Genomic DNA, 21,651 nt, shown 5'->3' with positions numbered 1-21,651 from the left:
GGCCTCACTAGAGTCAATCAATATTGTGTTTAAGGCATCTTTAAGCGAGTCGCGATTTTGATGATATAATCAATTACTTATTTGTTAAGTCTTTTTACGAAACTTAAAGCGCATTTTGCTGAATTTCTGGCCGCGCTTTTTGGTACACTTTAGAAATTCGAATTTAACGCATTGCGTCAAGAGGTATCAAGATGGCAACAACTTTTCCCATCGAGGAAATAAAAGCCGGCTGCGAACATTGTGGAACAAAGTTGCCGTTTGAGATTAGTTTTGCGTTTCAGCCCATCGTTAATCTGCGTCGTCAATCCATATTTGGTTATGAGGCTTTGGTCAGAGGGGTTAATGGCGAGGGCGCGCCCACAATTTTGAGTCAAGTCAATGATCAAAATCGCTATGTGTTTGACCAAACCTGCCGAGTTAAAGCCATACAGCTGGCCAGCGAGCTCAAATTAGACAAGATGCTTAGCATTAACTTTTTGCCTAATGCGGTGTATCAGCCAGAACATTGTATTCAAAGCACCTTGCGTGCGGCGGAGTGTTACCAATTCCCCGTTGAAAACATCATGTTTGAAATCACCGAATCCGAACAGGTGGTCGATGCCAAACATCTCACGCGCATTTTTAATTATTACCAAAGTAAAGGGTTTGTCACCGCCATTGACGACTTTGGTGCCGGCTATGCGGGTTTGAATTTATTAACGCAATTTATTCCGAATATTATGAAACTCGATATGGAATTGGTTCGAGATGTCGATAAAAGCGAAGTTAAGCAAATTATCAATCGCAATTTAATATCCACCTGTAACCAACTCAAAATTACCGTCTTGGCTGAAGGCATAGAAACCCTAGAAGAAGCCCAGTTTTTTAAAGATTTAGGCGTATACCTCATGCAAGGCTACTATTTCGCCAAACCCGGTTTTGAACACCTTCCAGAAGTCCCCAAAGAACTCTACGAGCCCATCCTCGATAACCGCTTTCGTTCGGGTTATTAATCTAACTTCTATAATATGTCCTTATCACAGAGCTCAATCGCGATTATAGGCGCTGGTCCTGCCGGCTTAATGGCGGCTGAAGTTTTGGCGAAAGCTGGCTTGCGGGTGACGGTTTATGATGCCATGCCATCCGCGGGTCGCAAACTTTTGCAGGCTGGGCGCGGTGGTTTAAATATTACCCACAGTGAACCCTATGTTGATTTTGTGCAGCGTTATGACGCAAAATCTGAGCTGATTATTCATGGTTGGTTGACGCAGTTTGATGCAAATGCTTTGCGAGCTTGGGTGAGCGAATTGGGTATTGAAACCTTTATTGGCAGTTCGGGGCGAGTTTATCCGCTCAATATGCAAGCGGCACCTTTATTGCGTTTGTGGTTGCATCGTTTAAGGTCTGCTGGCGTGCAGTTTGCCATGCGCCATACTTGCTTAGGCTGGACGGACGCTGGGGAGTTGCGTTTGCAAAATCCAGAGGGTGAAATCCGCATAAAACCCAATGCGACGCTCTTAGCCATGGGCGGAGCTAGCTGGCCAAAGCTGGGTTCGAACGGCGCATGGAAAAGTTGGTTTGAAACCGATGGATTAAGCGTGTCGCCTTTTTTACCCGCTAACTGCGGCTTTAATGTTGCTTGGTCGTCTATTTTTAGCGAAAAATTTGCCGGACAACCGCTGAAAAATGTGGTGTTGTCGGTGACGGATAAAAATGGTCAAACGCATCAAAAACGCGGTGAAGCCATGCTTACCGCACACGGGATTGAAGGCAGTTTAATCTATGCTTTGTCGGCACCCATTCGAGATACGCTGCTACAGACTTCGCCAGTCACAGTGTTGGCAGACCTCATGCCAGATGTGTCGCTAGACAAACTGCACAACGCCTTGCGTAAGCCCAAAGGCAAACAAAGTTTGGCCTCATTTTTTAAACGCCAAGGGTTGTCTGCCTTGCAAGTCGGGCTTTTGCGAGAAGTCTTAACGCCCCAACAACTCAGTGATATGCCTCTGGTGGCTCAAACGCTGAAACGCTTCCCCATTCAAATCCAAAGCACTCGTCCCATCGAAGAAGCCATCAGCACCGCAGGCGGTGTGTCTTTTGCCGAACTCTCCCAAAGTTTAATGCTCACTCAAAAACCCGGCGTATTCTGTGCCGGCGAAATGCTTGACTGGGAAGCCCCCACCGGCGGTTATCTACTGACCGCGGTGATGGCCAGCGGCCTGGTGGCCGCTAAAGGGGTGATTGAGTATTTAAATTCTAAACACTAGATAACTCGCTTAAGCGCTTAAAAATACTTGAAAACTTGCGTTGTCAAACCGAATTGTTTATTCATAACTTTGCCCTAAGTCGCCACCGGTAATTTCTTTATAAATATGCGCCGCATTTTGAAGGTGGGTTTGTTCGTAAACGGGTCTGTCTTTATAAGCAGACTGGTCAATTTCCTTAACATCCGCCTCTGTTCCACCTTTGTTAATCAAGTCTTGAACAGCATTTTGTAAGAACTTTAAATAATCATAGGTATCGATTTTCACTTGCGCTAAGGTTGTGGGATGGCCATGTCCAGGTATGACGATGACATCTTTAGGCATAGCGTTCACAAAGTTTTCAAAAGTCTGCGTCCATTGAAAGGTGTCGGTATAAGAAAAAAGTGCCAGCATTCGTTCGTTATAGGCAAGATCTCCTGGCAAAACAATATTGCGGCTCGGTACATAAACCACGGTTGAACCCGGTGTATGGCCAGGGCCAAAGTTCATGATTTGAACTTCTTCATTTTCGCCAACCTTAATGCGCAGTGGCTCGTCAAAGGTGGTAAATTGCCCCGACACATCTCTGGCTGTTTGAGTGATTTCATGTCCCACTCTATCGCCCCAGCTTTTTTTAATGTGTTCAAAAGCATTGTGAAAGTCTCGGTTGGCAACACTGTGCGAATAAAGATGCTTAACACCCTTATCTACCCAGTAACTCGCGCCTAAATAAGCGTGACCTTGACTGTTTTCAACGGCAACCCACTTAACCGGTTTGTCGGTGATTTTTTTGATTTGTTGATGAAAGGCATGGGCAACCGCAGGGTTTGGACCAGCGTTAAATACAAACACGCCGTCTTCAAAAACCATAAAGGTTAAGTTGTTATTAAGGCCGTAGTTGGAAGGATTGTGCCAAATTAAACTGCCCACAAGGGTATATACCCCCGGCGCAACTTCAATCGCAGGAGGCAGGGTGAGGGTTTTGCCGATGTAGCCTGCTTTTTTCTCTGCTTTGGCAACTTCCTCGGCATAGTTCAACACGCTCTGAGACAAGTGCGTGTCACCTGTTTTAGCTTTTAGGTCTTGAGCATAGGCTTCAAAACTTTTGATATAAGCATCTTCAGCCAGTGCCGTCGGTAGGTGGCTGGTTAAGATTGTTAAAGATAAAATGCGTAGCAGATTGTTCATCATTTCCTCCTGAAAAGATTGATTTTATTAGTGCTAAAAATGATGGGTTGTTTGAGGGTCTTGAATGCTGATGCTGTGCCAGCAGCAGTGGGTAATGTCATCTAAATAACTGATGATGGGGCGCTCTAGCATTTGATCCAGTCCAAGCTGAATCAATCTCAGCACGCCACCGTAACTGCTGGAAGCCGCCACCATTAAATCCATCTGGCGCACACAGCCTTCGTCCATTCCCTGCTGAATAACACTGCGCAAAGTCATAAAGGGTTGTGAGGAGCAAATGGGGTCAAGTTCTGGCATAAACTCTTTGTGGCGCGCATTTAAAATAAAACGCATCACATGAGGGTGATTTTGTGCGGTTTGCATTAACCATGCGGATAGGGCATAAAAGCGAGACCAAGCATCTTGATGCTGTTCTAAAATGCTGGATTGTTCTGCTTCAATTTGCAATAAAAGTTGCTGCATGAGGGTTTCAGCAATTTTCTGTTTGTCTTTAAAGCCGTGATAGATAGAGCCAGTGCTGACGCCAGAGTGTGCGACTAAATCGGGAATAGAGGTATTGAAAAAGCCTTTTTCAACAAATAGGGTTAAGGCGCTATTGAGTATTTTCTTTTTAGCGTCACTAAAACCGGCTGGATTGAGATAGGACATTGACGGTAAAGCTCCATTGTTAACTAGAATCCTAATTCTAGAATGAATGTTCTAGAATTAGGATTCTAGTTATTTAGGGCTTTAATGGCAAGTTTTATCCGCAAAACACCTCATAAATTACCCAAAAATGACCAGGCCTGGTCATTTTTAGCGGTTTTTTTTAAGGTGTTTGGCTGATTTAGATTTGATGTTTTTCAAACATTTTGGGTGCAAATTTGTTTAAAAGTTTGGCGAAGCCTTGGTGAATGAATCGGCGTCCCCAGGGAAGGTGTTGGGTATAAAAGGCGGTGTACTCCAACACTGGTTCACCGCCTCTGGCGCGTTTAAAACTGCCAGCGCCAGAGCTTAAATTCATGGGTTGTTGGCGCTCGTAGGTAAGGCGTAATAAGACTGCCATCAATAAGCGATATAGCCCGAGTTCTTTGGGGAGATCGGTGTCGTAACCCACAATTGGCGTGGTGATGGTGTTTTGTTGGGTAAACAAACCAATGGTAGCAATAATGCGGCCATTTTCATCTCGAAAACTGTGAAATTCTATCAGCCCTTGATGATGCATCTCGCGCAAAAACTCTGCGCTAAATTGTGGGTTGTAGGGCGAATGTTTTTCAATAAACAGTTGGTTAAAACAAATTTCTAGCGATTTAAAATCGCTGTCTAATAACTCATGCGGTTTTAACCAATGCAGTGGCAGTTTGCCGGCTTCGACTTTGCGTAGCAGTGCTTGGTCTTTTTTGGTGTGATTGCGTTGCCACCATTGGCGGTCATGGTTGTCAAACAAATACACTTGGCGCGCGGGCAGTAAAAGCCAACCTTGCGATTTGAGCAGCTCAATTAAAGTGGAATGATGTTTTAGGTTGAGCGAGCGAATACTCAGTGAATGTTGTGGGCGTTGCTGGGTTAGGCGTTGGGTGGCTTCTTGTATGTCTTGCGCTGTCCAACTGGGTAATAGATTGGTGGAAACCAACCAGTTGTTGAGTGACAGGGTTTGATTGAGTTTTGCCAGTTTAAGCGCTAAACCTGCCAAAATAATTCCGCCAGAAAGCAGGCTTTCTAACAGCGGATTGTTCAGCAGCCCTAGTTCGTCTTTGGCGTAAGAAATATAAGCGGTATAGGGTGAGCACACATAACTGTTTTGATATTCGGCGCTGTTTAAAGTGGCCGGCACGAGTTGGTTGCCAATTTGCACCAGTTGCACTTGAGTATCTACATTGCGAATGCCGATATTTTCGGAACCCTGATGAATGCTGAGTTTGCTCAGTGTATTGACAAAACTTTGCGCCGAACAGGGTTTCTCGTCAGTGTGCGCAGTTGCATTAAGCGCGTTGGTAGGCATGAACGCCTCCATAAATACCCGAGCGGTCTTGTGCTGTCCAAGCTTTGTTGGCGTCTAGATCGGTTGTCCAACCGCCTAAAATGTGGCTTGGCAATTTGGCCTCTAAAGGTGACACTTCGCCAGCCGTTCTAAAAACCACTCGCGCGCCCGGCATGGCGGTGCGATTGACCTCTTGCCATAACTCGGTCAGTTGTTGTTCGTTCATCCAATCTTGCGCATCCAAAAACAAATAAGAAGTGAGGCTGTTGCTGGGCATGGCTTTTAGGCGCTCAGTCATGGACTGATGGTGAATGCTGAGTTTGCTGGTATTGGCTTTTAGGGTGGCAAAGTGTTCGGTCATTAAATAACGCGGCACGGCTTTGCGGTGTTTGATGTCGTATTCGCGATTGAAGGCTTGCCATGCAAAATAGTTGCTGTCCAACGGAAAATCACACGCCAAACGACGCGCACGGGCTTTAAGGAGATTGTGCATGCCTAAATTTAGGTCATGGGATTCTTTGGCCATTTCATCAAATTGTGCCGGCGGAATGCCTAAACTGTACATCACAATGGCGCGATTGGATAAAAACTTCATTAAACGCGTCTCAAAAACTGGCGCGACATGTTTATCAAACAACTCTGCTTGTTCTTCTAGGGTATGCGCCTGCATGACTTGGCTAATGTCATATCCTAAGCGTTTGCTGACCCAGTGAATCAAACCAATAAAATGTCCAAGCAAGCCATGTCGGTAAAACCCATTGGTAAAGTAGTGAATGCGGGGTTTTGACCAAAAGTTTTGTTTGCCTTCCCAGTAGGCCAAGGTTTTTTCATCCAGGTGTGGTTTGATTTTGGCGCGGAAAGTATCCAGGTTTTTAGGCAGGTTAGCGCGCCCAAAGAAATCAAAAAACGCTTCTTGATCCAACTGTTCTATGGCCACTTGTTTGAGTTTTATAAGGGCAATGTGGGCTTCATTTAAATCCACCACGGTCACCGAGGTGGGCTCAAGGGTTAAATAGTTGAGTGCATTGCAGCCCCCTGATGAAATGGTGAAAACACGAGAATGTTTGTTAAGCCCCAATGCTTGAATATCCACTTCTGGGTCTTCCCAAATTTGTGGGTAAACTAGTCGGTCAAACCATTTGGTGAACAGTCGATCCAAAATGCCCTTACGGCTGAAAATGCTGGTGTTGTTGACGGCTGAATTTAACAGGTCTTGAGTGGCTGCCGTGTTGTGCGTGTTCATGAAGAAGCGTTCCTTTAAGCAAAATTGAATTCACAATACGATAGAAACTTTTCTTGAAATGAATGTGACAGTCACGCAAAGGTTTTATGGCAGTTTTGTGTGCAAAATATGACAAGGAGGTTTGTCATTTAACTGCAAAAAAATCGTCAACTTGGCGCAATACGCAAGACTTAAGCTACCCCAAAATTTTTGGAGTTGTCATGAAAGACTTGCCACTTGCCCATATGCCAGATTGGATGGCGTCGATTGCAAAAGATGATTTGATTATGGCGGAAAATACCCACCAGCATCAGCACTACCGCAGCATTTTTATCTCAGATGTCCATTTGGGTTCTAAGGGCGCAAAAGCCGATTTTCTGGCAGAGTTTCTCAAATACAACCACTGCGAAAAACTTTATTTAGTGGGCGATATTATTGATGGCTGGCAACTCAAAAAGAAGGTGTTTTGGCCACAAGCCCATACCAATGTGATTCGCCGTATTCTCACTAAAGCAAAACGCGGCACTCAGGTGGTGCTGGTTACCGGTAATCACGACGATTTTTTACGCCGTTATTCAGGCGTCGATTTTGGCAATATTTTACTTACTGACGAAACCTCTCATCAATGTGTCAATGGCGATAAATTGCTGGTGGTGCATGGCGATAAATACGATGGTGTAGTGCAAACCCAAAAATGGTTGGCGGTACTCGGTGATTGGGGTTATGAAACCCTGCTCAAACTCAATACCGTTTTTAATAAGGTGCGGCGTTTAATGGGCAAAGAGTATTGGTCTTTGTCGTCTTATGTGAAGCAACGCGTGAAATCAGCGGTTTCTTTTATTTGTGCCTATGAAGAAGCGGTGGTGAAAGATTGCCAGATGCATGGCTATCAGGGGGTGGTTTGTGGCCACATCCACCACCCAGAAATCCGGGAAATTTCCGGTATCGATTACTATAACTGCGGAGACTGGGTAGAGTCTTGCACTGCCATTGTGGAAACCGATGAAGGTAAAATGAAACTACTCAAATGGATTGAAATTGACCATAGCGTTCTGGAGCAACCTTCTCACTCTGCTATCCCAAGCGTTGCCGCCGTTTAGCTAAATGCGGTTTATGCTTAAGGATTACCCAAAAATAATCATCTAGCCATAAAACTTTTTAAAGTTTACAGATAAAAAAGTGCGTTAAAATGTCGGGTATTAATTAATACCCCGGGGACGCACATGAAGCTAGAAACCTTTGAATATGTAGATGGTGATTGGTCAGTAGACCTTGACGATTTAGCGGCATTGGATTCGCCCAATACCCTCGGGTTGGTGTTTGCAGATAATCAATTAGACAACATTGAAGCGGCTCTAGCTTATTTACAAGAAGGTTTTCCGCAAACCACTTTTATTGGCGGCTCTACCTCGGGTGAAATTTTGGGCGCCGAAGTCAAAGATGAGTCTATTGCGGTTTGTTTAATTCAACTCAATAAATCTCAGTTTAAAGTGGTCACCGCTCAGGTGGATGATTATGCGGATGCCACGGCCATTGGCGAGTTTTTAGGTGCGCAATTAAAGTCTTTTGAAACGCCCAAGCTGCCCATGAAAGGTCTGTTTGTGTTGTCAGATGGCTTGAATGTCAATGGCACGCATTTGGTCAATGGTTTAAAAGCGGGCAGTCAACAAGCCGTGATTACTGGCGGACTCATGGGGGATGGCCCAAGATTTGGGCAAACATTTGTATTGGCAAATGGTTCTTGGGCATCTAAACAAGTGACCGCCGTTGGGTTTTATGGTTCGCAGTTGTCTATGAGCAATGGTTCAAAAGGTGGCTGGGATGTGTTTGGTCCAGAGCGTTTGGTGACGCGTTCAACAGACAATGTTGTTTACGAATTTGACGGCTCACCCGCGCTGGATTTATACAAAACCTATTTAGGTGAATTGGCCTCTGGTCTTCCTGGCACCGCCTTATTATTCCCGATTTCGATGATTGGTGAGGATGGTGAACGCTTGGTGAGAACCATTGTGCAGGTCGATGAAGCCGAAAACGCCTTAATTTTTGCGGGTGATGTGCCGCAAGGCGCTCGCGTGCAACTGATGAAAGCCAACTTTGACCGCTTAATTGATGGCGCCTATTCGGCGGCAGAGTTGGTGGATTGGTCGGATGTGTCAACCTCGCAACCCACCTTATCAATTGCCATCAGCTGTGTTGGGCGGCGTCTGATTTTAAAAGGGCGTGTTGAAGAAGAAGTTGAAGCCACGCTGGATGCCTTGCCAGAAAATACCCATCAAATTGGTTTTTATTCTTATGGCGAAATCTCGCCAACCGGTAGCGGGGTGTGTAGTTTGCATAACCAAACCATGACCTTAACGACCATACGCGAAGACTGATTAGATGTCACCCTTGAAAGAAACGGGACGCCACAATGCGCTTAAGCGCCTATTAAAGCGACTAAAATTAACCGAAGACGAGTTGCCCGATTTAGACGCTTGGTCTAAATTGTTGGCGCGTCTTGATGAGGCTTTTCAAGGGTACGATGAAGAACGCTACATGATGGAGCGTTCTTTACAAATCTCCTCAGAGGAAATGACGCGTTTACACGAAGAAATTCGTCGTCACAGTGCCAATCAGTTACTCGAACAAGAGCGCAAGTTTAAGAGCATTTTGGAATCCTTAAATGATGGCGTGTGTGAACTCGATTTGAATTGCGGTTTTATGTATTGCAATCAATCGGCGGTGAACATCTTACAAAAATCGCATGATGATATTTACGCGCTGAGTGCCTTAGAAATTTTTCAGCTCCCCAATTTTAATGGCTCACGCGGCACCTTGCTAGACATGATGCTGAGAGGCGAGGTCTATCAAGACGATTCGGCTTATGTCATGGTGGGCGATGTTCAAATTCCCATTGCACTGGTGATTTCTCCCATTTTTCAAAACGATCAAGTCGATTCGGTTGCCCTATTGTTTAGAGATATTTCTGTACAAAAGGCTTATGAAAAAACCCTTGCCGAAGCCAAGCAACAAGCCGAAGCCGGTTCTAAAGCCAAGTCTGAATTTTTAGCCACCATGAGTCATGAAATACGCACGCCTTTAAATGGCATTATTGGCGTATCCAGCTTATTGCAAGACACCCATTTAACCCAAGAACAAACCGAGTTGACCGGCACGATTGTGCGTTCGGGCGAGGCGCTGTTATCCATCATTAATGACATCTTGGACTTCTCAAAAATCGAAGCCGGTCAAATGGATATTGAACAAATCCGCTTCAATCTGTATGAATTGATGGAAGATTTGTCTGAAATTTTTGGCATGCAGTTTTGTGAAAAACAATTAGAGCTGATTATCGCTCCCAATCCCGATGTACCGCGTTGGGTGCTTGGCGATTCGGTGCGTTTACGCCAAGTGCTGATTAATTTAATTGGCAATGCCTATAAGTTCACCGAAAAGGGTGAGGTTTCTTTACTGGCGTCCGTTGTGGCATCTCCGAGTGAAAACCTGCGGATTCGTTTTGAAATTAAAGACTCGGGCATCGGCATCACCCCAGAGAGTTTAAGAAAATTGTTTCAACCCTTCTCGCAAGCCGATGGCTCTACCACGCGTCGTTTTGGCGGAACTGGGTTGGGCTTAAGCATTACCAAACAATTGGTAGAGTTAATGGGCGGCGTGGTTGGTGTTGACAGTGTTTACGGACAAGGCAGTTTATTTTGGTTTGAACTCCCTTTAATAGAAACCGATGAACCTACCTTGGAGCAGCCAGACGAATTAACTGACATAGGTTTTCAAAAGCAAAAAGTCTTGGTGGTGGACGATAACCTGACCAACTGTGCCATGTTAGAAAAACAACTCAAAGCTTGGGATTTGGTGCCTTATATTGCACATTCGGGGTTAGAGGCTTTGCGCATGATTAACCAAAATCGTCAACAAGGCGCTTCGTTTAATTTGGGTATTTTAGACATGCAAATGCCGGGAATGGATGGCGTTGAATTGGCGGAACTGATTCGCCAGTTGCCGACCTGCTCAAACATTAAATTGGTCATGGCTTCATCTCATTATGCCCATCACTGGCCAGAAGAGGTTAAACGCAATTTCGATCAGTGTTTGCGTAAGCCCTTGCGTCAAAGCGTGTTGCGCCATACCTTACAAAAAGTGTTGTTTGAAGATAAACAAAATGATGCTCAAACCGCTGATCAAAAAGGGGCGCTCAGCAAACCAGCCAATCAACCGACACCGAGCACAGGTAAAAAGGTGTTGGTGGTTGAAGATAATGCCGTGAATCAAATGGTGGCGGTTAAGTTGTTACAAAAATTTGGTTATGAAGCGGTGGTGGCACACAATGGACAAGAGGGCGTGGACGCATTTAAAGACAGCGAGTTTGATTTAATTTTAATGGATTGCCAAATGCCCGTTATGGATGGTTATGAGGCGACCGATAAAATTCGCTCATTCAACGAGCGCGGTCAACAGATTCCCATTATTGGTTTAACCGCCAATGCCATGGAAGGAGACCGTGAAAAATGCTTGTCTGCCGGTATGTCTGACTACCTCTCTAAACCTATCAACATTGAAAAGCTCAAAGAAACCCTCAACCACTGGTCTTAAACTTTTTATAAACTGTTTATAAAGATTCATATCGGCTAAGGGCTTTGGGTGATTGCTTGAGGTAATGGCGTTGGGTTAGCCAACCCATTAAGAGCAAACCTAAAATCCCCAGCGCCAAAGCGCTCACCCATAACAAGGGATTAAAACTGGGGTCAACTTTTAACAGGCTGATACTTAAAGCAATACTGGCCAATTGCGCCAAGCTTGCCGCCATGAGTCCTGCCAAAGCGCCCAACAGGGCAAACTCCATTAATCCCATTTTGACGATCACTTTTTGCTGGGCTCCTAAGGTTTTCAGCAACATCCAATTTTGCACTCGACTTTGTTGGCTGGCTTGAGTTGCGCTGAGCAATACCAAAATACTCGACAATAAGGTCAAAATATACAAAGCCGTCACTGCCCAGCTGGCTTGACTCATGATGGTTTGAATCTGCGTGAGGATATGTTTTACATCAATCAGCAATACCCCAGGGGTTTGTTCAGCCAGTGCTTTTTGTAGGGGTTGCACCGCGCGCTCGTGGGGCATTTTAAAACTGCTGATATAGCTGATTGGCAGGGTTGCATCGGCTTGGCTGGGTTGGATGATAAAGAAAAAGTTTAACCGAAAGCTTTGCCACTGCACGCTACGCATACTGTTGACTTGATAGCTAAGCTGGGCGCCCGATAAATTAAAAGTCAGCACATCACCGAGTTGAATGTGAAACAGTTTGGCGATGTCTTGTTCAACAGACACCTTGGGTAATGAGGGGTTTTGTTTTGAATCTGGCAGTGTTGCGGTGATTTGATTGTAGCTGGGTGGGGTTTGCAGTAAAGCAATATTGGCCTCGCGTTCGAGCAAGCGGCGCGCTCGAGTTTCTGTTTGTTGACTGGCTAGGATGGGCTGGTCATTAATGGCAATCAAACGGCCTTTAACCATCGGCACTAGGTCGGTTTGAATGTCTGATTGTGTCAGTAACTGTGCCGCTAAGGTTTTTTGGTCTGGTTGCACATTCATCACAAAGGTATCGGGCGTATCGGCTGGCAAAGAGGCTTGCCAAGTTTGCATTAAATCTTGGCGCACAAAGGTCAGTAACATCAAAACAAACAACACCAAACCGACCGAAATCAGCTGAATTTTAACCAGGCCTGGCTCTCTTGAAAGCGCCGCTAAGGCCAATTTAAACCAACCTTGGGTGTGATTTTGCCAAATTTGCATGCCTTTGAGCAATCCAGCAGCGGTGGCATATAACACTAGGCTTACAACAGATAAGCCGACAATCATCCACACCATTTGTAGCCAACTGGCGGATTGCGTCATTAAGGCAAGCAATGCCAAAACCAGCGTAAAGCTAAACAGCCAATGCCATAGGCTGGGTTGAGGTTGGGTATTTCTAAACAGCGACATGGGCGGGGTTTTAAGGGCGCGCTGAAAGGCTTGCCAAGTGAAACTCCAGAGCACCAGTAAACCAATCAGTAAACTTTTAAACAGCGTTGCACCATACTCAATTTCTGCGGGTTGTTCAAAAAACTGGTTGAGCCAAGGGCGTAATGCTTGAAAAAGTAAAATGCCCGCCACCAAACCCAGCGCACTGCCCACCAATCCTAACCACGTCAGTTGCAAGGTAAAGATGCGCTCAATATTGCCAGCCTGCCCACCCAAAGCACGCATCAACGCCATTTGCGCTTGCCAACGTTGCAAATAAAAACGGCTGGCAATTAAAATCGACAAACCCGCCACCAAAATAGCGGATAACGCTGACAGGTCTAAAAATAACCAAGCAGTATCCAGTGATTTAGCCAAGTCTTCATTGGGTGCCAGCGCACTGACCACTTGAATACTGGGGTCTAGCACGGATTGAATCTGGGTATTAAACCTTTGTAAGGCTTGTGTTTCACCCGCAAAACTCAATTCATAACTCACGCGGCTGCCGGGGCCGAGTAATTGGGTTGGTTCTAGGTCAGCTAAGGCAATCCAAATTTGTGGCGCAAAACTGCTTAAACCATTCATTAAACCACTGGGTTGCACACTGGCTTGTGCGCTAAATTCGGAAACACCCAGGGTGATGGTGTTTTTTTCAGGTGATAATGCCAGCTGCTCAACCAAAGAGGCTTCAACCCAGGCTTGCCCAGGGCTCAATTTGCCGGCGTTTTGTTGAAATAAGGGGCGGCTTTTGAGCTGTCCGCGTAAGGGGGTGTTCTCAGAAATCGCTTTGAGTTGCACCAGCTGAAACTCATCGCCTTGCGAGGCCATGGTCACTAAACTTACCGATTCTGCTGTTTGTAAGCCAAGCGTTTGGGCTTGCTTTATAAAGTCACGATTCAGCGGGCGCGTGCTTTTAATCACTAAATCGGCGCCCATTTGATTGGCCGCCTCTTCTAGCATGCTTTGTTTCACGGTTTTGGCAAGCAAATCCACCGTGGTAACACTCATACTGGCGAGTGCCACGGCTAGCAATAACCAAATCCAATCGCCTTGGCGTAGGCTACGAAAAAACCAGCGCGTAGCGGTCCAAGCGTCTGTGATCCAATGAGTCGGTTTTGTGAGCGTCATGTTTAGGCCTCAAGAGGACTGAGGTCACGATTGACTAAGTGACCTTGATGCAAAAACACCTGGCGATGACAACGCTCGGCAAACTCTAAATCGTGGGTGACCAGAACTAAGGTGGTTTGGGTTTCTTGATTCAGTTTAAACAGCAACTCTTGAATGCCATGCGCAGTTTCTTCATCCAAACTGCCGGTGGGTTCATCGGCAAATAACACCTTGGGTTCCGTGACCAGAGCTCGGGCAATCGCGACTCGCTGTTGTTCACCGCCGGATAATAAACCAGGTCGATGCGACAGCCGATGACTGAGTCCTACTTTTTCCAAAGCCGCCAAGGCTTTAGGTTTGGCATCCGCCACTTGAAAGAGTTCCAAAGGCATCAGGATATTTTCAAGTGCTGTCATGTTGGGTAAGAGTTGAAAGTTTTGAAACACAAATCCCACTTGCAAAGCACGCAGTTGGGCGCGTTGGTCTTCGCTAAGCGCGCTTAACGATTGCCCCAGTAAGCGCACTTCACCTTGCGTGGGGCTTTCTAAACCCGCCATGAGTGCCAGCAAAGTCGATTTGCCTGAACCCGAGCGCCCCACCAAAGCAAGGGTTTCTTGCGGTTGGACTTTGAGGGTTGCACCCTTTAAGATACTGAGTAGGCCGTGTTCTTGCGAAGGCACTTCATAAGCGACTTCGGTAAGTTCTATGACCGGTGAATCCGAATTAAGAGGAGTGTGTGTATGCTGCATTGTCATTTTCAATCCCTAGTGCGAGTCTTGGCGTTTCTGGTATGGAGTGTAACATCTTTCGCACAAGCCAGTCCAAACCCCAGTTTACTCATTTTAGGCGACAGTTTAAGCGCAGGATACGGCATCACTTTGGAGAAAAGCTGGGCATCTTTATTACAACAGCGATTACAAACCTTATCAGACCCAGCCCAGGCCAAAATTGCCGTGGTCAATGCCAGTATCAGCGGCGAAACCACTTCAGGCGGCAAAAGCCGTTTGCCAGCACTGCTCACCCAATATCAACCCCGCTGGGTGGTTATCGAGTTGGGTGCTAACGATGCTTTAAGAGGGCAAAATTTAAAAACCACACAAAAAAATTTAGCCTCTATGATTGAAATTGCTCAGCAAGAGGGGGCAAAAGTTATGTTACTAGGAATTCGTTTGCCCACCAACTATGGCCCCGCCTATGACCGCCAATTACAAAATGTCTATGCAAAATTAGCCAAACAATACAACCTTGTTTTTGATCCCTTCTTTTTAGAAGAAGTTGCCCTAGACCCCGACCTGATGCAAGCCGATGCCCTGCATCCAAACGAAGCGGCACAACCGCAGATTTTAGAAAGGCTGTGGCCAAAATTCCAAAACCTGCTCCAATAAAAAATCCAGCCGTGGCTGGATTGATATTTGTCTGATTCGTTTTACACAACTAGATTGATTTGTTGCAAACTGCCGCTGCCACCTTGTTCATTGAGAAAAATGCCGCTGGAGACCACTTGGCCTTGGGTTTGATTGTTTGGGTCTTTGAAGGTAAAGGGGGTGGCGGTGTTTTGTAAATAAAGAGCGCCGATATTGAGTTCTAACAGGCCTTGCAGTTGGTCGAGACCTTTGGTGTCTTTGTGCCAGATTTGAAGTTGGCTAAAAATGCTGTCGTTTTCATCAATCCAACCATTGCCATCTTCATCCCAATCTTGCAAGTCGGCAAAACCATCGCCACTTTGGGCGCCAAACAGTTCGGTGCCGTCATTGATTTGGCCATCTTGGTTGCGGTCCCACGCTAAAAATCCAGAACCCGCATTCAGCCAAGACATAGACTCTTGCTGGCCGTCGGCATCGAGATCAAATTGCACTTTATTGAGGGTAAGGGTGGCAGGGGTTCCGCCAAAATTGACCACCAGTGGGTCTTTAAAAATTAAGCCGCTTTCTTGAGTATGGCTGGCTTGAGTTTGAAATGAACGGTTCATTTCGCTATTAAAATTAAAGTTAATGGTATCACCATTTTGGGTGGTGACTTGACCTTGGGCTTTAAAGGTTAGGGTTTCTGTTTCTTGGTAGTCGGTCAGCGTGGTGATTCTTTCGCCTTTTTGATTGAGCGGTTGAAGGTTAAAACCCGAGAAAAAGGGAGATTGGCTTGCTGACCGATTGGCGAAATTAAACGGATTATTTTCGCGTGTGTCGGTTGATGGCTTGGTGCTTTGATACCCCATGATTTCGAGATGATAGGGTTTGCCCGTTAGGCGTTCCATCATGGCTTCGACGACTTCTATCATTTTGAGTAAAGCACTTGGCAGTTCTTTTGGGGGGGAGGCCTGGTTATTTTTGGCAGTTTCTGAGGGTTTTTGTGGCGCAAAAAACTCAGTTTTGGGCGCTGAAAGCGTGTGTTGCTGCCATTGGCCATTTAAGGATGTCACATTGCTGGCACTAGCTTGGCGACTTCGATGTTGTTCGGTTTGGCTTTCTTTGGCGGTGAGTTGGCCATTGGTAAAGGTTTCTTTAAGGGTTTGGCGGTGTTGAGTTTGCTGGGCAGCGTGCTGCATGGCGAACTCAATTTTCTGGTCATGTATTTTCATAAAACACTCCAATATTTTTATCTGTATTTGGAAGTTTCCCTTGGGTGTTTTATTTTTAAGATTCCATATAGTTTGGAATTAAAGAGGTTAACGGATGAAAATGTCTTTTCTTTAGCAATAATCGCTGATGAGCGTTGCGCTAAGACTCGTTAGGGTGGTGCAGGCAAACTTGATTGCGTCCTGCCTTTTTGGCTTTATATAGCGCGCTGTCGGCTTTAATCAGCCAGTCATGCGGGTTTTCAGCATCTTGGCGTTCGGCAAGGCCTATTGAGATGGTGATGGTTTTTTGAGCGATCAGCTGTGTGGTCTGAATGGTTTGGCGTAGCTTGTCTGCCAACACTAAACTTTGTGCAAGCGATTGGGGTAGCAGTAAACAAAATTCTTCGCCACCATAACGAAACACCCATTCTGGATGTTGGCAGTTCTGTTGCATCGTTAAAACCAATTGCACGAGTGCTTCATCGCCAACCGAATGTCCATATTGGTCGTTGATGTTTTTAAAGTGGTCTATGTCGACCATCATCAAAGTCCAGGGGGTGGTTTGTGGTTCTTTAAAAATGTCGTTGATTTTTTGATCTAAGGCTAGGCGGTTGCCAGCGCCCGTGAGAATGTCTTTGTGAGCCAAAAATAGCAAGTTACGGTTATCTTGGTTCATGCGCCAAGAAAATTGTGACGCTAAAATAATCACTAAGGTGTAAATGATACTGAAAGTAAAGAGTTCGGCAAATGGGTGTTCATGTGCCAAAGCAAGTGTGCCGAGCAGTAAAATGGCATTCATGACCAGTGCCGAGCGGGTGGGTAAAACAAAATGCGTTGCCATGCCGACCACTATTCCCCAGTAGAGGGTTTGTTCGCCAAAAAAATAAACCACTGTCCAAACAGCGATGATGTAAAGGATAGACAGTGACCAAATAATCCGTTCTAGTTGTTGCGGCTGGCGTGCCAAAACCCCCAGAAAAGCCAACACTGCGACAATTAAGAGGTCAATCAGACCGTGTTGCCAATCACCGGTTAGAAAGCGCCAAATGGCAAATGGGAAAATGGAAGCAGCTGCCAAAATAGCTTGATAAACAATAAAGGTTTGGCGCGCATTGATGAAGGTATTTTGGTGTAAATGCCCCAGCTTACTGAGATACGTGGCTGCAGGAAAGGACATCAGTTCTCCTTAAATCAGGGGCAAGTGCCACAATAAAATTTAAAGGCTAACTCACTGAAATCTCTGCAGGGTGTCTATAAACTTTATTGGGGCAGTATTTAGGTCATCGTTGACCTAAAAAATTCAATCAATAAATGGTCGATTAGGCTTTCAAACCATCCAAAATGGCGGTTTCAACCTGATCAATTTTTTGCGTGCCATCGACTTTTAAATATTTTACTGAGGCATCTTTAGCGGCAACGGCTTGATAATAGTCGATAAGCGGAGCTGTTTGTTTGTGGTAAACCTCTAAGCGCCCCAAAACTACATCCGGTTTGTCATCATCGCGTTGCACTAAATCTTCGCCAGTTTCGTCATCTTTGCCTTCGACTTTTGGCGGATTGTAAACCACATGATAGGTGCGACCTGAGGCTAAGTGCGCACGACGCCCAGACATACGATTCACGATTTCGGTGTCTGGCACGGCAATTTCAACCACGGCATCAATCGCCACTCCCGCTTCTGCCAAGGCATCGGCTTGTGGCACGGTGCGTGGAAAACCATCTAACAAAAAGCCGTTTTTGCAGTCAGGTTCGGCAATGCGGTCTTTCACTAAACCGATAATAATTTCATCTGTGACCAATTTACCGGCATCCATAAATTCTTTAGCCATTTTACCCATGGGCGTGCCGGCTTTAATGGCGGCACGCAACATGTCGCCGGTTGAGATTTGTGGAATGTCGAATTGCTTAGTTAAAAACTGGGCTTGAGTGCCTTTGCCTGCGCCAGGAGCGCCAAGAAGAATGAATTTCATAATGAGGTCCTTTTTAAAATCGGATGCATTTTACCATCTTTACAGTTTTATGAAACCTTGCTGAGCAGACTTTGCATGCACTCAAGGGATTGCTGTTCGTAGTGGCCGCCAAACAAATTAAAGTGATTAAGCAGGTGGTAAAGTTGATAGAGCGGCTTACGCAGTTCATAACCTTTGTCGAGCGGGAAAACAGTGTTGTAACCTTTATAAAACGCAGGGCTAAATCCACCAAACAACTCAGTCATGGCAAGGTCGGTTTCGCGGTCGCCATAATAGCTGACGGGGTCATAAAAAATGGCTTCGCCATCTTCATCAAACGCTGAGTTGCCCGACCATAAATCGCCATGCAATAAAGAGGCTTTGGGATGATAGGTTTCAAAAAACTTTGGCAGGGCGCTTATCAGCTTTTGACCTAAGTTAAACACTTGTGCCGAAATCCCATTAGCTTGCGCCAATGCCAGTTGATAACCGAGGCGCTGTTGGCCATAAAAAACAATCCAATCACTATTAGGGGTGTTGATTTGTGGCGTTAAACCGATGAAGTTATCTTGATCGAAACCAAAGGTTGCTTGAGTGGTGTGATGCAGTAGCGCCAAATCTTTGCCGCGTTGAAAGTCGTCGCCTTTGGAGGTGAGTTGAAAATACTCTAAAACTAACCAAGCCTGGTCAGTATTTTGCCCTAAATGAATCACTTTGGGCACTTGACAGCTCAGGCTGTCTTTCAGGGTTTTCAGGGCAAAGGCTTCGGCAGCGAACAATTCAAAAGTTTCTGCGGTATTGATTTTGATAAAGAAGTTTTGCTCAGGCCTAAAGTGGTCCAGCGTGGAGTGGGTGTGAATTTTAAAGGCTTGGTGAATATCGCCACCCGAAATTTTAGCGGCAGAGATAATGTTGAATTCTTGATTGAGGTCTTGCTGAATGCTGTTTGCAATGACTTGCCAGTTCATAAAAGTCCTTGGGTTATGTGCGTTAAAGTTAGCGCTTTAAAAACAAAACGCGCTTAGCGCGCGTTATAAAATTACTTGAAGAGTTCGTCTGCCAAGGCTTTGATTTCTGTGGCACTGCTTTCGGGCACTTTAGGTGCGAACTCGGGTCTAAAAATTTCAAAATAAGCGCCCGGGGTATCGGCAGGTACGGCTAGGCCGGTTTTTTTATCAATCGGCACATTGACCAAACCATCTGGGCGCATAAAGGGTGCGTTGGGCGAGCCAAGTTCAGTTAAAGCAATGCGCATATAGTCCATCCAAATCGGTAGGGCGGCACGGCCACCCACCTCGTTTCGACCCATGGTGTCTGGTTTATCAAAACCTGCCCAAACCGTGGTCACCACATCAGGATTAAAGCCAGAGAACCAAGCGTCTTTTTGTTGGTTGGTTGTACCGGTTTTGCCGGCAAGGTCTTCACGATTGAGCGCTTTAGCTTGGCGACCAGAACCATAATTAATCACATCTTGCATTATGGAGGTCATGATATAAGCATTTTGTGGCGTGATCACGCGTGGCGCATTGAGCGGATCGTCCTCGTTACAGGCCACGGTACAAACCCGCTTGGGTGCAGACTCATAAATGACCCGCCCATTAAAATCGCGCACTTCTTTAACCAAATAAGGCTCAATCAGATAACCTGTGTTGGCAAAAGTGGCGTAACCACGCACTACTTCCCATGGGGTAAATTGCACCGCACCCAGAGCCAGTGATAGGTTGCGGGTGGTGTTAAGGTCTTTTTTGGTAAACCCAAAGTTTTGTAAATAATCAATCACTGGGCTGATGCCCAATTGTTGTAGTAGGCGAATCGACACCAGGTTTCTGGAATAAGCTAAGCCTTCACGCAAGCGCGTTGGGCCATAAAAACGCCCAGAATAGTTTTCGGGACGCCAGGTATCTTCTAACGCATCATCGTGAAACACCACTGGCGCATCATTAATGGTGGTGGCTGCTGTCATGCCTTTGTCGAGCGCGGCAGAGTATAAGAAAGGTTTGATATTAGAACCCACTTGGCGTTGCGCCATGGTGACCCGATTAAACTTACTGCGGAAGAAGTCAAAACCGCCCACCAATGCCAAAATGCGACCATCTTTGGGGCTGATGGAAATTAACGCAGATTCGGTTAAAGGGTCTTGTGCTAATTGCCATTGGTTGTCTAATGCTTGCACATAAACCAAATCACCTTTGCTAAGCACATCACCCATTTGAGAGATGTCGTCGCCCATTTTATTGACATCAATATAACGGCGCGCCCACAACACTGAATCTAAAGTGATGCGGCTTGTCTCACCCGTATGCACCAAAAGGGTTGCTTCATTGGGTTGAACATTCATGACAGCCGCAACGCCTAATTTACCAAATTTAGGAATGCTGTTGAGTTCTTCGAGCAGGTTGTCTTCATTGGTCAGTTGAGTGGGAGCCAGGTGTTTAATAGGGCCGCGGTAACCGTGACGGCGCTCATATTCTTGTAGGCCATTACGAATCGCTAGGTTGGCGGCATCTTGTAATTTGCTATCGAGCGTGGTCACTATGGTTAAGCCATTATTAAGTGCTTCTTCACCAAATTGGTCAAGGGCAAACTGACGACCCATTTCGGCAACATAACCGGCTTCAATGTCAATGCGCGCCCCTGTCAATTTGGCATGCACAGGCACGGCTTGAGCCGCGACCATTTCGGCTTCGGTGATATAGTGGTTTTCAAACATGCGGCGCAATACATAGTTGCGGCGTAGTTTGGCGCGCTCGGGGTTAGCAATTGGGTTAAAAGCCGAAGGCGCCTTGGGCAAGCCAGCAATCATGGCAAACTCATCTAAAGTGAGTTGGTCAATGGTTTTGTCGTAATAGGTTTGGGCAGCGGCAGCAACCCCGTAAGAGCGATAGCCTAAAAAGATTTTATTGAGGTAGAGTGCCAAGATTTCTTGTTTGGAAATTTCGTGTTCAATCTTATAAGACAATACAATTTCATTGAGTTTGCGCAGGTAGGTTTTTTTCTTGGTTAAGAAAAAGTTTCGGGCCACCTGCATGGTGATGGTTGAGCCCCCAGATTGCTTAGAACCGGTGGTCACCAATTCAAAAACGGCACGGCCTAAACCTTTATAATCAACGCCGCCATGATTAAAGAAATCATTGTCTTCCGCAGAAATAATGGCATGGGTCATTTGCTCGGGGATTTGGGTGTAATCCAAAGGAATACGCTTTTTAGTGCCAATTTCAGTAATCAGTTTGCCGTCTTGGGTAACGATTTTTAGAGGCACTTCATAGGTTACATCACGCAGTTGATTGGCATCTGGCAGGGTAGGGTAGATGGTAAAACCGTAAACAATGGCCGCAATGCTGGGAAGGATAAAACCAAATAACCAAAAGCTGCCCCAAAACAGGCGGCGCAAGATGCTTTTTTTCTTTTTAGGCTGTGCCAGATTGGCGTCAGGGGTTTCTTGGTGTTCCGCAGAAGTCAT

General features: G+C 45.8%; 17 protein-coding genes. 6 read left to right on the top strand and 11 right to left on the bottom strand.

The window, feature by feature from the left end; genetic code table 11:
• Nucleotides 1-191 precede the first annotated feature (191 nt).
• Nucleotides 192-992, top strand: coding sequence for an EAL domain-containing protein (locus THMIRH_RS10835; RefSeq protein ID WP_173292105.1), 801 nt, complete (start codon nt 192-194; stop codon nt 990-992).
• Between the two features lie 15 nt (nt 993-1,007).
• Nucleotides 1,008-2,246 (top strand): TIGR03862 family flavoprotein, encoded by a 1,239-nt coding sequence (locus THMIRH_RS10830; protein ID WP_173292104.1) that lies wholly within the window; start codon nt 1,008-1,010, stop codon nt 2,244-2,246.
• Between the two features lie 57 nt (nt 2,247-2,303).
• Here THMIRH_RS10830 and THMIRH_RS10825 read toward each other — a convergent pair whose 3' ends face one another.
• The 4 genes from THMIRH_RS10825 to THMIRH_RS10810 all read right to left on the bottom strand — a co-directional run bounded on the left by THMIRH_RS10825 (nt 2,304) and on the right by THMIRH_RS10810 (nt 6,613).
• Nucleotides 2,304-3,410, bottom strand: a complete 1,107-nt coding sequence (locus THMIRH_RS10825; protein ID WP_173292103.1) for an MBL fold metallo-hydrolase — start codon at nt 3,408-3,410, stop codon at nt 2,304-2,306.
• 33 nt (nt 3,411-3,443) lie between these two features.
• The gene (locus tag THMIRH_RS10820) at nt 3,444-4,058 is read right to left on the bottom strand and encodes a TetR/AcrR family transcriptional regulator (protein ID WP_173292102.1); all 615 of its coding nucleotides are present in this window, start codon (nt 4,056-4,058) and stop codon (nt 3,444-3,446) included.
• Nucleotides 4,059-4,236: 178 nt separating this feature from the next.
• Entirely contained in the window at nt 4,237-5,391 is a 1,155-nt protein-coding gene (locus THMIRH_RS10815; protein WP_173292101.1) for a GNAT family N-acetyltransferase, read from the bottom strand.
• Entirely contained in the window at nt 5,372-6,613 is a 1,242-nt protein-coding gene (locus THMIRH_RS10810; RefSeq protein ID WP_173292100.1) for a BtaA family protein, read from the bottom strand. The genes THMIRH_RS10815 and THMIRH_RS10810 overlap by 20 nt, the downstream gene beginning before the upstream one ends.
• A gap of 200 nt (nt 6,614-6,813) precedes the next feature.
• Between THMIRH_RS10810 and THMIRH_RS10805 the strand changes: the two genes are divergently transcribed.
• The 3 genes from THMIRH_RS10805 to THMIRH_RS10795 all read left to right on the top strand — a co-directional run bounded on the left by THMIRH_RS10805 (nt 6,814) and on the right by THMIRH_RS10795 (nt 11,179).
• Complete coding sequence (locus tag THMIRH_RS10805; protein WP_173292099.1) at nt 6,814-7,692, top strand: UDP-2,3-diacylglucosamine diphosphatase; 879 nt, start codon at nt 6,814-6,816, stop codon at nt 7,690-7,692.
• A 123-nt stretch (nt 7,693-7,815) separates the two neighbouring features.
• Nucleotides 7,816-8,967: an FIST signal transduction protein gene (locus THMIRH_RS10800; RefSeq protein ID WP_173292098.1), complete on the top strand. Its 1,152-nt coding sequence runs from the start codon at nt 7,816-7,818 to the stop codon at nt 8,965-8,967.
• Nucleotides 8,968-8,971: 4 nt separating this feature from the next.
• Nucleotides 8,972-11,179 (top strand): PAS domain-containing hybrid sensor histidine kinase/response regulator, encoded by a 2,208-nt coding sequence (locus THMIRH_RS10795; protein ID WP_173292097.1) that lies wholly within the window; start codon nt 8,972-8,974, stop codon nt 11,177-11,179.
• A gap of 16 nt (nt 11,180-11,195) precedes the next feature.
• Here THMIRH_RS10795 and THMIRH_RS10790 read toward each other — a convergent pair whose 3' ends face one another.
• Both THMIRH_RS10790 and THMIRH_RS10785 read right to left on the bottom strand, forming a co-directional pair.
• Nucleotides 11,196-13,709 (bottom strand): ABC transporter permease, encoded by a 2,514-nt coding sequence (locus THMIRH_RS10790; RefSeq protein WP_173292096.1) that lies wholly within the window; start codon nt 13,707-13,709, stop codon nt 11,196-11,198.
• A 2-nt stretch (nt 13,710-13,711) separates the two neighbouring features.
• Nucleotides 13,712-14,443, bottom strand: coding sequence for an ABC transporter ATP-binding protein (locus THMIRH_RS10785; protein ID WP_243831447.1), 732 nt, complete (start codon nt 14,441-14,443; stop codon nt 13,712-13,714).
• On the opposite strand from THMIRH_RS10785, the gene THMIRH_RS10780 reads away from it, so the two are divergent.
• Nucleotides 14,429-15,073, top strand: a complete 645-nt coding sequence (locus tag THMIRH_RS10780; protein WP_173292095.1) for an arylesterase — start codon at nt 14,429-14,431, stop codon at nt 15,071-15,073. The two genes, THMIRH_RS10785 and THMIRH_RS10780, sit on opposite strands and share 15 nt — an antisense overlap.
• A gap of 41 nt (nt 15,074-15,114) precedes the next feature.
• Here THMIRH_RS10780 and THMIRH_RS10775 read toward each other — a convergent pair whose 3' ends face one another.
• From THMIRH_RS10775 to THMIRH_RS10755, 5 genes are all read right to left on the bottom strand, one after another.
• Nucleotides 15,115-16,263 (bottom strand): hypothetical protein, encoded by a 1,149-nt coding sequence (locus THMIRH_RS10775; protein WP_173292094.1) that lies wholly within the window; start codon nt 16,261-16,263, stop codon nt 15,115-15,117.
• A 139-nt stretch (nt 16,264-16,402) separates the two neighbouring features.
• On the bottom strand, nt 16,403-17,419 hold the full coding sequence (locus THMIRH_RS10770; protein WP_173292093.1) for a GGDEF domain-containing protein: 1,017 nt from the start codon (nt 17,417-17,419) through the stop codon (nt 16,403-16,405).
• A gap of 142 nt (nt 17,420-17,561) precedes the next feature.
• On the bottom strand, nt 17,562-18,212 hold the full coding sequence (adk, locus tag THMIRH_RS10765; RefSeq protein ID WP_173292092.1) for an adenylate kinase: 651 nt from the start codon (nt 18,210-18,212) through the stop codon (nt 17,562-17,564).
• Nucleotides 18,213-18,259: 47 nt separating this feature from the next.
• Nucleotides 18,260-19,159 carry a fructosamine kinase family protein gene (locus THMIRH_RS10760; protein WP_173292091.1) on the bottom strand — a complete coding sequence of 300 codons (900 nt, stop codon included), beginning with the start codon at nt 19,157-19,159 and terminating at the stop codon, nt 18,260-18,262.
• A 71-nt stretch (nt 19,160-19,230) separates the two neighbouring features.
• Nucleotides 19,231-21,651, bottom strand: a complete 2,421-nt coding sequence (locus tag THMIRH_RS10755) for a penicillin-binding protein 1A (protein ID WP_173292090.1) — start codon at nt 21,649-21,651, stop codon at nt 19,231-19,233.

The sequence above is a fragment of the Thiosulfativibrio zosterae genome (assembly GCF_011398155.1).
GTDB lineage: Bacteria > Pseudomonadota > Gammaproteobacteria > Thiomicrospirales > Thiomicrospiraceae > Thiosulfativibrio > Thiosulfativibrio zosterae.
Note: the sequence above shows the minus strand (reverse complement) of the source record. Positions and strands in the feature narration are given on the sequence as shown.